Below are 14,502 nucleotides of genomic sequence, written 5' to 3' on the forward strand. Positions count from 1 at the left end.
TTTTATAGCATCTGAATTTATTTTATCGCCACTTTTACTAATTTACCGGCCGCGTCAAAGTCATTAATAACAGTTTAAAATATTTTCCACCAATATTCTATGTCATGTGCACATATATATATGCTCTTGATTTCTAAAGCGGTTCTATCACGAATACCTATGCATGTATTTATTATCATTATCTGCTTTATCATCGCATTGCTGGCTAAGCTTCAGAAAAACCCTCCACGGTACCTGAATACGTTTATCATATATATCCTGGTGACCATTGCTGTAGAAATGATGGCCTGGTGGTATAACATACATAACAAGCACAACCTGATCTTCTATAACTTTTATGGAATAATCAACTTCACTTACCTGATCTTTCTGTTACGTTCATTCATGGCCAATAAGAGAATGATCAATGTAATGGGAGTCCTTATGATCATTTATCCGGTATTGGCACTTATTAACCTGGTCTTTATACAAAAGCTGGACACTTTCAATACTTACACATTTCTATCGGGTTGCATCATAGTGGTAACAGCCAGCATCTGTTACTTTTATGAGCGTATCAAATATCCGGGGCCGCATAGCCTGCTGCACGAGCCCGCTTTCTGGGTATCCACCGGCCTGCTGTTCTTTTATACCTGCAGTCCGCCGCTAACGGGGGTACTGAATGCCATCTCACTAATGCCATTCTATAACTATAAAACGCTTTATATCATAAATCTTATGGTAAATATTATCCTATATTTATTGTTTAGCATTTCGTTCATATGCAATCTGATTTTCAGGAGGTATTCCTAGTCATTTTTACATCCCTCTTCCTACTTGTTTTACTGGTGGGCTTCATCGTTATTATGTTGATATTGAATCAGAAAAGCAGGCAGGCACAGGTGCAGGAACTCAGATTAATGAAAGAAAGGTATGAACAGGAACTATTAAGATCACAACTTGAGATCCAGGAGAATGTGTTCGGACATTTGTCTCAGGAGATACACGATAATATCGGGCAATCCCTCACGTTCGTAGCATTATCCTTATTAACAGTACCGGTAGAAAACAACAGTGAAGCACAGGAATATATAGAAGAGAGCAGGAAAGCTTTGCAAAAAGCCATCACGGAACTAAGAGACCTTTCACGCAGTTTACATACTGACCGCGTTACCGAAGTAGGCCTTGCCAACTCCATTGATTTCGAACTGGAGCGACTGAAGAGGACCAATTTATACGAAACTTCCTTTAATTTTGCTGACATTCGGAACCTGCTGGACCATCAAACAGAGATCATACTTTTCCGCATCGTACAGGAAATGCTCAACAATATCGTGAAACATGCCAAAGCGAGTAGAGTAGATGTCAAACTTTCCCATAATACAGACATCCTGGTGATGGAGATCAAGGATAATGGCGTAGGATTCGATCCTGAGGCACTGTTCGCGAAACAGGAAAGGTCAAAAGGACTGGGACTGATGAACATTCGAAAAAGAGCATCCCTGATAGGAGGCACATTCCATATCAATAGTGCGAAAAATAGCGGAACCGCCATTCGTATCACTATACCCGTAAATAAACAGTCATTTCATGAGCATAACCAGGAAAGCGAAATATAGTGTTGCCATTGCCGATGACCATGTGCTCGTAAGAAAAGCACTTGGCAGGCTGATTAATACCTTTGCTGATTACTTCATACTTTTTGAGGCCAGCAATGGAGAAGAAGTGATCAAGATCATCAATAACCGTGAGTTACAGTTGCCGGATATCCTGATACTGGATGTAAACATGCCCGGCATGAACGGTTATGAAACTGCTACCTGGATCAATAACCATTTCCCTCAGATCAAAGTACTTGCGCTCTCTATGCTGAACGACGAGTCCGTGATCATTAAGATGTTAAAATCCGGCGCCAAAGGTTATATTATGAAGAACGTTGAACCTGACGATCTGAAAGAAGCCTTTGATTCTATTATTAAGAAAGATTTCTATCTGCCTGATTACATTTCCGGGAAGGTGATCTCCGGCCTGCAGAAAGATGTATTATCACTTAGCGAGAAAATAGAACTGACACCTAAGGAAAAGACATTCCTGCAATTCCTTTGTACAGAACTATCGTACAAGGAAATAGCACAGAAGATGTTTGTAAGTCCCCGAACCATTGATGACTATAAGAGCAGTCTTTGCGACAAACTGAAAGTTAAAACCCGTGTGGGGCTTGTTATTTTCGGTATCAGGTACGGACTGATAGACATCAATACCGACTAAAGCGCATGGTCTTTCTTCACTGTTTTGCCCGCCCATGCTTTTTGACCGGTCCACTCTTCAGGTGAAGCCGTCCAGAAAGCATTTTTTTCTGGTAGTCCCAGTGCCAGGAAACCTGTAGTACACAGGTATAAACTGCCGGTGGATGTATATACATCTGCTATTTCCGGCTGATGGCCACAAAAGCCTAATTGCAGCCAGCCATCTTTGTCGAACGTGCCAGGCGTTTCAAAGATATTCTTCATCACAGCGGTCAGCGCCGCCCTTACCTGGCCAGGTTTCAGTTCAGCCGGCAGCTGCTCATGAAGCGCCAGTTGCACCAGCGGCTGAAAAACAGCATTCCGGTAGGTCATGGAACGGCCTACCACAGGAAAAGTACCCTCCGGAGAGATCAGTCGTTCCTGGATCACGCCGTAACGCTGCATCCTGGTAATGGCCTGATCGTATTCTTTTTGATTGATCTTACCTGCATATGACAGTACTTTCAGAATATCTGTCAGCATAGGTTGTATAACAAACCCATTGTAGTAATCAAAATGGAAATCAGCCCCATCGCCATACATACCATCGCCTTTATACCACTCCTCGTGCTTTTTCACTGCATAATCCACCCGCATGCCATCCCACTCTTCTCCAAAGAGCAATAATGCAGCTTCAATGATGGCTGCAAACAGCAGCCAGTTATTGTACCCCGGCCTGATGCCGCGCAGGCTCTTAAACCCGGCTATCACCTGTTGTTTAACGGCAGCAGAAAGGGGCTGCCATAGCTGTCTGGGCGCCCTGATAAAAGCATGTGCAAGAAAGGCGCCGTCAACAAGCGGCTGTCCGTCAAACTGGCCGGTAAAGTTCATATAGTCAGGGCTCCCCGGCTGCACTGCCTGTTCCGTGGCCTTTAATGCATAATCGATAAAACGGGCCCTTATTTTACCTTCAGGCGTATTATCGGGCCCCAGCTCCAGCCAGGAAGAGATCCCCGCCATAGTACGTCCAAAAGCCTCTAAATAGGTCACCTTTTCGACCGGCTTGTTATAACCTGGCGCTTTCTCGGTTGGCATTTTCTGCCGGAGCTGTCCGAGGCTCAGATTCTTCATGACCGGTTCAGCTATACGGGTCAGGAGTTGCACCCAGTATTCCCGGTCTGCCTGTAAAACAGCACTTCCTGCAGGCTGCTGTGCTGCCTGCAGGAAGTTGCCAGATGGTACCGCTCCGGCCATACCTGCCAGCGGAACTGCTTTTATAAAGTGACGTCTGTGCATTACTTAGACCATTGTTTGTATCGTAACAAAGCTTCCACAAAATAATAGTCTGCATATGTGAGCGGTACATCCACTTCCGAGTTGTGTGGCAGAGAACCAACGCTATGCATCAGGATAAAGTTATTGTTCTCCCCCTCTTTTGCCAGATAAGCCGGACCAGCCAGGCTTTCCAGCATCTTCTCCCCTGCGTTCCAGTACCGTACGGACAGCTCTCCTTTTGTATAACGACTGAGCTCCAGCAGGGCCGATGCCGCTACCGCACCGGCAGAAGCATCTCTTGGCACATTTGGAATGCCCGGAGCATCGTAGTCCCAGTAAGGGATCAGATCTGCCGGCATACGGGGATGGCCCAGGATGAAATCAGCAATGTGCTTTGCCTGTTCAAGATAGGCCTTATCTTTTGTTTCCCGGTACATCATGGTGTAGCCATACAGGCCCCAGGCCTGTCCGCGCGACCATGCAGAAGTATCGTTCGCCCCCTGATGCGTGTTCCTTGCCAGTACAGCGCCGGTAGTCGAATCATATCCTATAACATGATAAGAACTATAGTCCGGACGGAAATGGTTCTTCATAGTTGTATTGGCATGTGTACGCGCAACCTGGTCAAAAGAACGGTCTTTACTGGCCCTGGTAGCCCAGGTCAGTAATTCCAGGTTCATCATGTTGTCAATGATCACGGGGAATTCCCATTGTCCATGATCCCATGATTTGATACATCCTACTTTAGGATTAAAACGGGTGCAGAGAGAGCGTGCACTTGTCAGCAATATGTCTTTATACTTAGGATCTTTGGTGATACGATACGCATTCCCGGCGCTGCAATACAACATAAAGCCCAGGTCATGCGTGCCTTTATTGTTCTTCTCCCTTTCCACCTGTGCAGTGCGTTTCAGGGCTTCCTGCTTCAGGGTATTGTCTTTTGAATATTCATAGAGGTACCAGAGTGTACCTGGATAGAATCCTGCTGTCCACCAGTTTGTTTTAGCGGTAACAAGACTACCATTCGTGTTGCTGGTGGTACGTGGCAATACGCTGTCGGGCACATGCTGCATCATCAGTTTATACTGATGCACGGCGCGGTCCAGTGCGTTGTTGACAAGCCTGGTCATTTCCGGCTTAGCCGGTCCCTTCTGGGCATGTACAATACTGCAGGATAATAATAAAGCAAAGAAGAGGAGCTGTAGTTTTTTCATCTCGTGTAATTTTATTGACCGCATTACTGGCATTGCGGCTACTTACCAAATATATTTACGCAATCGTTTGCACTTTAGTGGATAATAAAAGCAGGTTTACTGCTGAGAGCAGGCCTGCCTTTGTTTTTATTTAACTTTCTTTTTTACGCTTGTTTTAGGTTTTGCAACCGACGCCGCTGAAGATGCACGTTCTATCAGCTGGATAGGCACCAATTCTTCCGAGTAACGTTGTGGCGTTGTTGCGGGCTGCCGGAGTAATTCCAGCAGTGCATTGGCCACCCGCTCTCCCATGATAGCCGGGAACTGGTCAACGGAAGTGATAGAAGGAGTAATGATCTCTGCACGCGGATCATTGGAGTATCCCACTATTTTGAGATCTTCCGGTACCCGTACATTTATCTTCCGGCAATATTCAAGAATGGTAATAGCTGTTGTGTCATTGGCAGCAAAAATACCATCAGGATAAGGCGTCCGGGAAAAGATCTTCTCACAGGCCTGTAAAGCATTTTCTTTCGTCAGCTCCTGGTAGAATATCCTTGATTTCTTAAACGGGATCTTATGCTTGCGCAGGGCATCTTTATAGCCTGCTACCCTTTCCACGTACAGGTTACAGGTGAGCGGTCCCGAGATATGCACAATGTCCTTACAGCCTTTTTCTATCAGGTGTTCTGTAACCTTATAACCTCCCAGGTAATCGTCTCCTTTTATTACTTTCACCTTATAGTCTTTCGGCACGCGGTCAAAGAATACCAGCGGAATATTGTTATCCTTGAAGATATCAAAATGTGAGAAATCGGTCGTATAGAGTGTGCTGGAAACCGCCAGTGCGTCGATCCTGGTAGAGTACAGGGTCTCAGCCAGCGCTATTTCCTGTTCAAGGGAATCATTGGACTGACAGATCAGCACATGATACCCATGTTCATGCAGTTTATTCTGGATAACGGTACTGATGGTAGCAGGAAAGAACATAGAAATACGCGGCACTACCAAACCGACGGTACGGCTTTTACTGTTGCGCAGACCAGCGGCCATGGCATTGGGGCGGTATCCGAGCTTATTGGCCATCTTCTTTACCTTTTCCTTTGTGCGGGTGCTGATGTTCGGATGATTGTTCAGTGCGCGGGAAACGGTAGATACGGAAAGTTTCAGCTCTTCCGCAATATCAACGATTGTCTTTTCTGTTCTTTTGCTCATAGATCAATATTCAGGGTGCAGTTTATCGCCCCATCCACCCTCCGTCTACAGTCAGAATGGTACCATGCACGTAATCAGATGCCGCAGCAGCGAGGAACACAACAGGCCCTTTGAAGTCTGCCGGTTCTCCCCAGCGCCCCGCCGGGATACGCTCCAGTATGGAAGCGCTGCGTTTTTCATCTGCGCGCAATGCGGCTGTGTTATCAGTAGCAATATATCCCGGAGCGATCGCATTTACATTGACCCCCTTACCGGCCCATTCATTGGCAAAGGCTTTTACCAGTGAACCTACCGCTCCTTTACTGGCGGCATAACCAGGTACATTGATGCCTCCCTGGAAGGTGAGAAGCGATGCTGTAAAGATAATCTTTCCGCTGCCACGTGCTATCATTCCTTTACCGATTTCGCGGGTCAGGATAAATTGCGCGTTCAGGTTAATATTGATCACTTCATCCCAGTATTCGTCCGGGTGCTCTGCTGCCGGTTTACGCAGGATGGTACCCGCGTTATTCACCAGGATATCTATCACAGGATGTTGTTCCGTCACTTCTTTGATGAAGGCATACAATGCCTCACGGTTACCCATATCGCACTGGTAACCATGGAACTTCCGCCCTGTGGCCTTTACCGCCTTTTCCACTTCACTGCCTTCCTTTTCCAGCGATGCTGACACACCGATGATGTCAGCGCCCGCTTCAGCCAGCCCCACCGCCATGCCCAGGCCAATTCCTCTTTTACATCCTGTTACCAGCGCGGTTTTGCCACTCAGGTTAAATGATTGTAAGATCATATAAGTATTATACTTTTTACTGATTGATGTTTACTTCCAGCGGAGCCGCCAGCTTTTCGGCAAATGCCTGCAGGTAAGCGAACCATTGCGCAGCATTGGTATAATGCCCCGCCTTGTTCCAGGCTGCACCAAAATAATATACAAAAGGCTGTTTAGCACTGGCTTTGGCGTGCGCCAGCAAGTGCTGTGCGGTTAACTCCATCTGCCCCTGGTGTACCGGCAATACCAGTCCCAGGCCGGTAATACCGTCAGCGCCATGCTCCGGCTCCCAATATCCGGCGATGCCTGTTTTCTCATCGAGCAGGATGGTGCCCGGCGCCGGACGTTTTACTATACCCGCTACTACCGGTAAGCTATCCCCTTGCTTCAGGGTGTATTGTACACTCATTTTATTGAGCTGGGAGCCGGCGTCCAGTGAGACCGTTTTCACGACAGACACTGTTGTGTTGCCCACCTGCCAGGCTTCATAGCCCAACTGGAAGGTACAGCGCAATGGGCCACTGTCCAGTACTTTCCAGGTTCTGTAATTACGCGGATAATAGATAGAGTCGTTGACGTAAGGCGCTATGTCGCCACCGCCCAATGTCATACCGACATGATAATAGTCAAGTCCCTGGCCATTATCATGGTGGTAATCATTCGTTTTATACCATTTATTCAGCACAAGATCGCTGGTGCGTTTAGTCCATACGTCTATACCATGTGCATTCTCAGACGGAAAGTTCTCCAATGCAGCCCCATACATGCGGAAGGCAATACGGTCGTTCTCCCAGGCAAAATCATCCTTCCTTTCCGGCACATAACGCGCATAAGTGCGGGACGCTAATGTAGCCGGCTTGCCTGGTACAGCGGTGAGCACCACCTTGCCATGAGCGGGAACGCTTACCTGCACCAGCAATAACTGAGGTTGCGGAGCACCTTCATATGCCAGCTGGTAAGGCACTTCCTTTCCGGTCTGTTTGTTGATCAGCTTAAAAGGGCCGGTAACAGCACTTAGTCCGGCATAGGGTATTTCCACAATTTCTTCATTGCGGGCAACAGCAGCAGGATTTTTAATCGTGATGCTTGGCGGTGCAGCAACTGGCTTTTTTTCCGTGGAACCGGCCAGCAGGCTGGAATGCCATATACCTGTGGCCATTAACAACAAAAGTATCCGCTTCATGTTTTTTATTTGAGATCAGGTATTGCGCAAACATCCATATCGCCATAATCCAGGTTCTCACCGGCCATTCCCCATATAAAAGTATAGTTGCTGGTGCCGGCGCCGGAGTGAATTGACCATGGCGGAGAAATTACAGCCTGTTCATTCTGCATCCAGATATGTCTTGTTTCCTGTGGCTGGCCCCAGAAGTGGCATACTGACTGTCCCTGGGGTACTTCAAAATAAAAGTACACTTCCATGCGCCTGTCATGAGTATGTGCAGGCATCGTGTTCCATACACTGCCGGGCTTCAGCTCGGTCATTCCCATCTGTAGCTGACATGTGGGCAGTACGGTACTTACAAGTAATTTATTGATAGTACGATGGTTAGCCGTTTCCATAGCGCCAAGCGTAACTATTTCAGCATCCTTACGGGTAACAAGACGGTTAGGATATTCGTGATGCGCCGGTGTTGAGTTGAGGTAAAACTTAGCCGGAGCAGCGGCATCTTTGCTGCTGAACAGCAATTCCTTCCTGCCTTTCCCAATGTATAGCGCCTCCTTAAATCCAATCTCGAAAGTCTCGCCATCCACTTTTACCATGCCTGGGCCACCTACGTTTATGATGCCCAGCTCTCTCCTTTCCAGGAAATAAGCGGCTTTGAACTGGTCTGGCGGCGTCAGTGCCAGCGCCCTGGTAACGGGAAATATTCCGCCCGTTACAAATCGATCGTAATGACTGTACACCAGTTTGATCTCGTCCTGTATAAAAAGCTGTTCTATCAAAAGTTCCTTCCTGGTCTGTGCGGTGTTCCAGCTCAGCACCTCTGCCGGGCTGGAGGCATACCTGGTTTCTGCAGTCATAGTTCTCGACATATTAAATTAAGAAATGATAATTCATGTTGGGGATGCTGTATCAGTTGCATCTCTTTTCATAACCTAAATGAAGGTAATGCTTAAAGCGGAAAATTGCAAACGTTTGCATTAAATAGGGAAAATAACAGGAGTGCTAATCTCATAACGCTAAAATGTTTTAGCTAAACACTTGTACCGCCTGGACTGTTCTAAAGGCAAAATCTCATCAAGGATTAAGATTTTAGTATTAACAGTGGGTGCGGTTATTTTTATACTTTAGCTATTATGAATACGTTTCTACAAATACATCCTGACGACAATGTACTGGTAGCCTTGCAGGACCTGCAACATGGCACAGCTGTCAGGTTCAATGGTTCCACAATTACTTTGCTGAAAGATGTTCCCGCTAAACATAAATTCATGATCTCCGACATTCAGGCCGGCGATCCTATTACTATGTACGGTGTACTTGTTGGTAAAGCAAATACTGCCATCCGCAAGGGAGAAATCATTACTACTGAGAATATTAAGCACGATGCCAATGCTTTTCACGAAAAGGAAGGCACCATTGAATGGCAGAAACCTGATGTCAGCAAATGGAAAGACCGCAGCTTTATGGGCTTTCACCGTAAAGACGGGCAGGTAGGCACCCGCAACTACTGGCTGGTGATCCCACTGGTTTTCTGCGAAAACCGCAATGTGAGCGTGATCAAAACAGCCTTTGAAAAAGGCCTCGGATTCTCTCCGACAGAAGTATACAACGAGCAGGTACAGGACCTGGTATCCCTCTACAAAAGCGGCAACCTGGAAGCTATAAAAACTTACAAGGCGGAAGCTGTAACGCTCACCAACAAACGTAATACAGTCTTCTCTAATATCGATGGCATTAAATTCCTTACACACGAAGGTGGCTGCGGTGGCACACGGCAGGATTCAGATGCACTCTGTGCACTGCTGGCCGGTTATATCCACCATCCTAATGTGGCGGGAGCCACCATATTAAGCCTGGGATGTCAGCATGCTCAGGTATCCATCCTGAAAGCGGCATTGAATAAATTGAATCCGCAGTTCGATAAGCCGGTACTGGTGTTTGAACAGCAGAAAAGCCCTTCAGAATTTGAGATGCTCTCAGATGCGATCAGGGAGACCTTCCTGGCACTGGTAGAAGCTGACAAGATCTCCCGCCAGCCGGCTCCGCTCTCCAAACTGGTGATCGGCCTGGAATGCGGTGGCTCCGACGGTTTCTCCGGTATCTCAGCCAACCCTGCCGTAGGTCATACATCCGACCTGCTGGTGGCGCTGGGCGGCAGTTCCATCCTTTCTGAGTTCCCTGAACTGTGTGGCGTAGAACAGGAACTGATCAACCGCTGTGTTGAGAAGAATACTGCCGACAAATTCATCCATATCATGCGGGCTTATGAAAGCCAGGCAGAGTCTGCAGGCTCGGGTTTCTATATGAACCCTTCGCCTGGCAATATCAAGGACGGCCTTATTACCGATGCCATCAAGTCTGCCGGCGCTGCTAAAAAAGGCGGTATTTCTCCCGTTGTGGACGTGCTGGACTATACGGAATACGTTACCAAACCAGGTCTGAACCTCCTCTGTACGCCTGGTAATGACGTGGAATCCACTTCTGCGGAAGTAGGTTCCGGCGCCAACATCGTATTGTTCACCACAGGTCTGGGTACCCCAACCGGCAACCCGATCGCTCCTGTCTTAAAGCTGGCTACCAACACCAAACTGGCTAACCGCATGCCCGACATCATAGATATCAATACAGGTACTATCATCAGTGGTGAAAAGACTATTGAGGAAATGGGAGAAGATATCCTGGAATATGTGATCAAAACGGCCAGTGGCGAGCTGAAAACGAAAGCTGAACTGTTAAATCAGGATGATTTCATTCCATGGAAACGTGGGGTGAGCCTGTAACTCATCATATTAAAAAAAGGCGGGGCTCATCGTGCGATGAGCCCCGCCTTTTTTTAATATGATGATCAATCCAGTTTTACCTGCTCCATCCTTGGAGCGAAAAGGTGCATGATAAACCAGGCCAACAGATACATTGAACCACTGATCAGGAACAGGATATTATACCCTGCACCGATATTGCCCTGCGCTTTATAGTAATCCAGCAGGTACCCCACTAATATCGGGAACAGGCTCCCTCCTATCGATCCGGCCATTCCACCGATGCCCACTACTGAGCTGACAGCATGTTTAGGGAACATATCCGAAGCCGTTGTGAAGATATTGGCAGACCATGCCTGGTGTGCGGCTGCGGCCAGACTGATCAGACCTACAACCACCCATATATTGTTAGTGCTTTTGGCAAACATGATCGGTACAACGCAGATAGCAAACAGCAACATGGATGTTTTACGTGCCTTGAACACCGGCCAGCCAATTTTGATCAGCCAGGAGGAGAGATATCCACCGCCAATACTACCTACCGTGGTGGCGGTATAAATCACGAATAACTGCAGGTTGGGCTTTTTGAAATCAAGATTGAAGGTAGTTGCAAAATATGAAGGCAACCAGAAAAGGAAAAACCACCAGATGGGGTCTGTCAGCAGCTTACCAAATACAAATGCCCAGGTTTGTTTCACTCCCAACAGTTGCTTCCAGCTGATGCTTTTCTTCTCATGAGGTGCGGATGCGGAAGCTACCGCTGCAGCGGTTACCGGCTTAACACCGGCAGGGAGTTCCTCTGTAGCAGCCATTGCGTCATCACTATGAATATGATCGTATTCTGCCTGTGTCAGTTTCTTATGCCGGGCGGGAATTTCGTACATAACCGCCCAGAATATCAACCAGATAAATCCTATTAATCCCGTCCAGATGAACGCATGTTGCCAGCCATAGGTACCAGCCAGCCAGGGAACTACAATGGGAGCAATTACCGCCCCGATATTAGCGCCTGAATTAAAAATACCGGTGGCCAGTGCCCGCTCTTTCTTCGGGAACCATTCTGCAACAGTTTTAATGGCTACGGGGAAGTTGCCGGATTCTCCCAGTCCCAGGAATACACGCGCCAGTCCAAATCCGAATGTTGTTTTTGCAAGTGCATGCCCCATTGCGGCAATGCTCCATACAACGATAGATAAGATATATCCCATCTTGGTGCCGATCCTGTCTACGAGGCGGCCGAATACCAGGAGCCCGACTGCATAAGCTGCCGCAAATGCCGACATCATACCACCAAAATCCTTCTCTGTCCAGTTGAATTGGTCCGGGGCCATTAGAATAGGCTTCAGCAGGCCTATTACCTGGCGGTCTATATAGTTAATTGTAGTAGCAAAGAAGAGCAATGCACAAATGCGCCAGCGATACTTACCAATTGTAGTGGAATCCATGCCTTTCATTTTGGAATTTATAAAGTGTTATCAATTTACAACACTCCGGTGAATAATGCAAACGTTTGCATGTTTTACTGTTTTTTCGCTCGTTTTGATACTTATCCGGCAAGGACAGCGGCATTTTTTTTGATTTCCTTTACCGCTTTTCATCACCGCGAAGGCCGTACGCGGTTTTCAGATGGGATCCCTGGCTGTAGTTCTTTGAAGTTCCCGGCTATTAAGCTTTGAGGAGCGCGTTGGGCTTTAGTATTACTATTTAACCCCTGCAAGGTCGCGTCAGCATACTTCAAATAACTAAGGCCAGGGATCTCCATCTGAAACCGCCGGATACTTATGTTCTTCCAACTGCATTTATGAGATACATTGAGCAGCTTGCCGTTACCATTACCATACTGTACCTTAACCCTTGCTGTTACCATCACCGTTATCTTACTTCACCTTCGTTACTTTACTTCACCTTACCTCACTGTTACCTTACCTCACTGTTACCTTACCTCACTGTTACCTTACCTCACTGTTACCTTACCTTAACCCTTACTGTTACCATTACCACTGTCAGATGGCATTCCATATGCCTGGTTAACCATAGCCCAGCGTGCGTCTGCAACAAGGCCTCTGCCCTCAGCCAATACGTTTACACGCTCCTTTATTCATACCGACCACCTGATGAATGCTGGTTACATTTGGCGGTTTTCCACGTAATTACTTATGAAGTACAGCGAGACGATAGCTTCAACCCGGGCTCCTTCACCAGCTGTCTTTCTTAGTCAAGACCTGTCAGGGCACACACGCAGGTAAGGTGCTTATTTACTGATGCTTTTTACCAGTTCTACAAGACCGGACATCTGCACACGTAGTGCGGCCCAGTCCTTTTTATCTATCAATTCTTTATTCAGCAGGTTGGAACCCATTCCTACACATACTACACCTGCATCCAGCCATGATTTTACACTCTCCCTGGTTGGTTCTACTCCGCCGGTTGGCATAAACTTCATTTTAGGGAACAGCGGCTTGATCGCCTTTACAAAACCAGGTCCCAACACATTGCCGGGAAACAATTTCGTCAGCGGCGCTTCATGCTTTTCAGCTACTGCAATTTCCGAAGGGGTCATACAACCGGGTATCCACACGATATTCTCTTTACGGCAACTGTCTGCTACACCGGCATCTATGATGGGGCTTACGATGAAGTCGGCACCCATATCTGCGAATACCTTTACATCTTCCCCGTTTTTAATCGTACCAATGCCCAGATACATATCAGGCATAGCCGCTTTCTTCTTCTCCTGCATGGCGGCAAAATTGCGACGTGCACCTTCGCCACGGTTCGTGAACTCAAACACACGGAGCCCTGCATCATAACAGGCCTGCAATACTTCTATACATACTGCGGCATCATCATGATAGAATACAGGAATTACTTTACTGCGCTCAAATGCGGCAATGATCTCTGCTGCTGGTGCTGCCATGTCTATATCAGTTTTAAGATGTCTGCTTTATCTGTTAAATTAAAATCTCCCCTGACGAATAATTTGGACCAGGCTGCTGCTGCTGCAAAAGAAATGGTCTGTTGTGCATCCATCCCGCTTACCTGCGCATGTATCAATCCCGCCATAAAACTATCTCCGCTGCCAACACGGTCTACTACTTCATTCGTTTCATACTGTTTTGATACTTTCAGTGCTCCGCCTTCATACCAGGTGGCATAATAAAGGTTATGTGTAAACGCATTGGAAAAGCGGAAGGTAAATGCCACCTGTTTGCAACGGGGATATTTCTCTGTAATTTCTCTGGCCACCGATGCAGCTTCTGCGAGATACGTGTCTTTCGTAGCTGATTCCAGCGCTACCGTATTCAGAGAGGTATCCAGCATCTGATGGGCGGCCCAGATATTTCCCATCACCACATCACAATATTGTACCAGTTCCGGCATTACCGCAAATGGTTGTTTACCATACTGCCATAACTTACTGCGATAGTTAAGGTCTGTTGAGATCTTCAGACCTTTGCGTGTAGCCGCTTCCAGCACTTCTTTGCAGATAGCGGCCGTATTTTCATTCAGGGCGGGTGTCAGGGCACTCCAGTGGAACCATTCAGCATCTCCCAGCAGGCTGTCCCAATCTACCGAACCGGGTTGCATCTGGCTGAAAGATGAATACTTCCTGTCGTATACAACACCTGCATTTTTCAGGTCGGTGCCCTGTTCCAGGAAATAGATGCCGATACGGTCACCTCCTTTCAGCATACGATCTGTTGCTATTCCCAGCGATTCCAGCTGCTCGAGCACCTGTGTGGCAATACCATTGTCAGGCACCTTGCTGATATACGAAACGGGTGTACCCCAACGTCCCAATGCTGCGGCTACGTTGGCTTCTGCACCGCCTACGAACAGGGCGGCGCTGTTTTTGTTCCACTCCGGCGACAAGCGTAATAATATCTCTCCAAATGAAATTACTTTAACTGGCTTCATG

13 protein-coding genes are annotated in these 14,502 nt (G+C 47.3%); 4 read left to right on the forward strand and 9 right to left on the reverse strand.

The genetic code is table 11. The features are described from left to right. The first annotated feature begins 159 nt into the window (after positions 1-159). From MYF79_RS29805 to MYF79_RS29815, 3 genes are read left to right on the forward strand one after another with little or no spacing between them, the layout of a single operon-like run. Entirely contained in the window at positions 160-792 is a 633-nt protein-coding gene (locus MYF79_RS29805; RefSeq protein ID WP_089834732.1) for a hypothetical protein, read from the forward strand. A 53-nt stretch (positions 793-845) separates the two neighbouring features. Beyond that, positions 846-1,598 (forward strand): sensor histidine kinase, encoded by a 753-nt coding sequence (locus tag MYF79_RS29810; RefSeq protein ID WP_247811498.1) that lies wholly within the window; start codon positions 846-848, stop codon positions 1,596-1,598. Further along, positions 1,570-2,247: a response regulator transcription factor gene (locus MYF79_RS29815; RefSeq protein WP_110056301.1), complete on the forward strand. Its 678-nt coding sequence runs from the start codon at positions 1,570-1,572 to the stop codon at positions 2,245-2,247. The genes MYF79_RS29810 and MYF79_RS29815 overlap by 29 nt, the downstream gene beginning before the upstream one ends. Here the strand turns inward: MYF79_RS29815 and MYF79_RS29820 are convergent. The 6 genes from MYF79_RS29820 to kduI all read right to left on the reverse strand — a co-directional run bounded on the left by MYF79_RS29820 (position 2,244) and on the right by kduI (position 8,681). After that, on the reverse strand, positions 2,244-3,500 hold the full coding sequence (locus MYF79_RS29820; protein ID WP_247811499.1) for a DUF2264 domain-containing protein: 1,257 nt from the start codon (positions 3,498-3,500) through the stop codon (positions 2,244-2,246). The genes MYF79_RS29815 and MYF79_RS29820 overlap by 4 nt on opposite strands. Beyond that, entirely contained in the window at positions 3,500-4,693 is a 1,194-nt protein-coding gene (locus tag MYF79_RS29825) for a glycoside hydrolase family 88 protein (protein WP_247811500.1), read from the reverse strand. Before MYF79_RS29825 ends, MYF79_RS29820 begins: the two co-directional genes overlap by 1 nt. Before the next feature lie 126 nt (positions 4,694-4,819). Next, positions 4,820-5,887, reverse strand: a complete 1,068-nt coding sequence (locus MYF79_RS29830) for a LacI family DNA-binding transcriptional regulator (protein ID WP_247811501.1) — start codon at positions 5,885-5,887, stop codon at positions 4,820-4,822. A gap of 22 nt (positions 5,888-5,909) precedes the next feature. Next, on the reverse strand, positions 5,910-6,674 hold the full coding sequence (gene kduD / locus MYF79_RS29835; protein WP_262922399.1) for a 2-dehydro-3-deoxy-D-gluconate 5-dehydrogenase KduD: 765 nt from the start codon (positions 6,672-6,674) through the stop codon (positions 5,910-5,912). A 19-nt stretch (positions 6,675-6,693) separates the two neighbouring features. Beyond that, positions 6,694-7,839, reverse strand: coding sequence for a DUF4861 family protein (locus tag MYF79_RS29840; protein ID WP_247811503.1), 1,146 nt, complete (start codon positions 7,837-7,839; stop codon positions 6,694-6,696). Positions 7,840-7,844: 5 nt separating this feature from the next. After that, a complete protein-coding gene (kduI, locus tag MYF79_RS29845; protein ID WP_247811504.1) occupies positions 7,845-8,681 on the reverse strand; it encodes a 5-dehydro-4-deoxy-D-glucuronate isomerase in 837 nt (278 codons plus the stop codon). Positions 8,682-8,957: 276 nt separating this feature from the next. Here kduI and MYF79_RS29850 point away from each other — a divergent pair, with 276 nt between their 5' ends. Further along, entirely contained in the window at positions 8,958-10,604 is a 1,647-nt protein-coding gene (locus MYF79_RS29850) for a UxaA family hydrolase (protein ID WP_247811505.1), read from the forward strand. Positions 10,605-10,669: 65 nt separating this feature from the next. Here MYF79_RS29850 and MYF79_RS29855 read toward each other — a convergent pair whose 3' ends face one another. From MYF79_RS29855 to MYF79_RS29865, 3 genes are all read right to left on the reverse strand, one after another. Further along, the gene (locus tag MYF79_RS29855) at positions 10,670-12,028 is read right to left on the reverse strand and encodes an MFS transporter (protein WP_247811506.1); all 1,359 of its coding nucleotides are present in this window, start codon (positions 12,026-12,028) and stop codon (positions 10,670-10,672) included. An 806-nt stretch (positions 12,029-12,834) separates the two neighbouring features. Then, positions 12,835-13,500, reverse strand: a complete 666-nt coding sequence (locus tag MYF79_RS29860; RefSeq protein ID WP_247811507.1) for a bifunctional 4-hydroxy-2-oxoglutarate aldolase/2-dehydro-3-deoxy-phosphogluconate aldolase — start codon at positions 13,498-13,500, stop codon at positions 12,835-12,837. Positions 13,501-13,502: 2 nt separating this feature from the next. Next, a complete protein-coding gene (locus MYF79_RS29865) occupies positions 13,503-14,501 on the reverse strand; it encodes a sugar kinase (RefSeq protein WP_247811508.1) in 999 nt (332 codons plus the stop codon). Position 14,502 lies beyond the last annotated feature (1 nt).

Source organism: Chitinophaga filiformis, assembly GCF_023100805.1.
Classification (GTDB): domain Bacteria; phylum Bacteroidota; class Bacteroidia; order Chitinophagales; family Chitinophagaceae; genus Chitinophaga; species Chitinophaga filiformis_B.

Excerpts from the sequence above, each read along its gene's own strand:
- kduI (WP_247811504.1), bottom strand. The coding sequence starts at position 8,681 with ATGACTGCAGAAACCAGGTATGCCTCCAGCCCGGCAGAGGTGCTGAGC.
- MYF79_RS29850 (WP_247811505.1), top strand. The coding sequence starts at position 8,958 with ATGAATACGTTTCTACAAATACATCCTGACGACAATGTACTGGTAGCC.
- MYF79_RS29860 (WP_247811507.1), bottom strand. The coding sequence starts at position 13,500 with ATGGCAGCACCAGCAGCAGAGATCATTGCCGCATTTGAGCGCAGTAAA.
- MYF79_RS29830 (WP_247811501.1), bottom strand. The coding sequence starts at position 5,887 with ATGAGCAAAAGAACAGAAAAGACAATCGTTGATATTGCGGAAGAGCTG.
- MYF79_RS29820 (WP_247811499.1), bottom strand. The coding sequence starts at position 3,500 with ATGCACAGACGTCACTTTATAAAAGCAGTTCCGCTGGCAGGTATGGCC.
- MYF79_RS29825 (WP_247811500.1), bottom strand. The coding sequence starts at position 4,693 with ATGAAAAAACTACAGCTCCTCTTCTTTGCTTTATTATTATCCTGCAGT.
- MYF79_RS29810 (WP_247811498.1), top strand. The coding sequence starts at position 846 with ATGTTGATATTGAATCAGAAAAGCAGGCAGGCACAGGTGCAGGAACTC.
- MYF79_RS29815 (WP_110056301.1), top strand. The coding sequence starts at position 1,570 with ATGAGCATAACCAGGAAAGCGAAATATAGTGTTGCCATTGCCGATGAC.
- MYF79_RS29840 (WP_247811503.1), bottom strand. The coding sequence starts at position 7,839 with ATGAAGCGGATACTTTTGTTGTTAATGGCCACAGGTATATGGCATTCC.
- MYF79_RS29855 (WP_247811506.1), bottom strand. The coding sequence starts at position 12,028 with ATGGATTCCACTACAATTGGTAAGTATCGCTGGCGCATTTGTGCATTG.
- MYF79_RS29805 (WP_089834732.1), top strand. The coding sequence starts at position 160 with ATGCATGTATTTATTATCATTATCTGCTTTATCATCGCATTGCTGGCT.
- MYF79_RS29865 (WP_247811508.1), bottom strand. The coding sequence starts at position 14,501 with ATGAAGCCAGTTAAAGTAATTTCATTTGGAGAGATATTATTACGCTTG.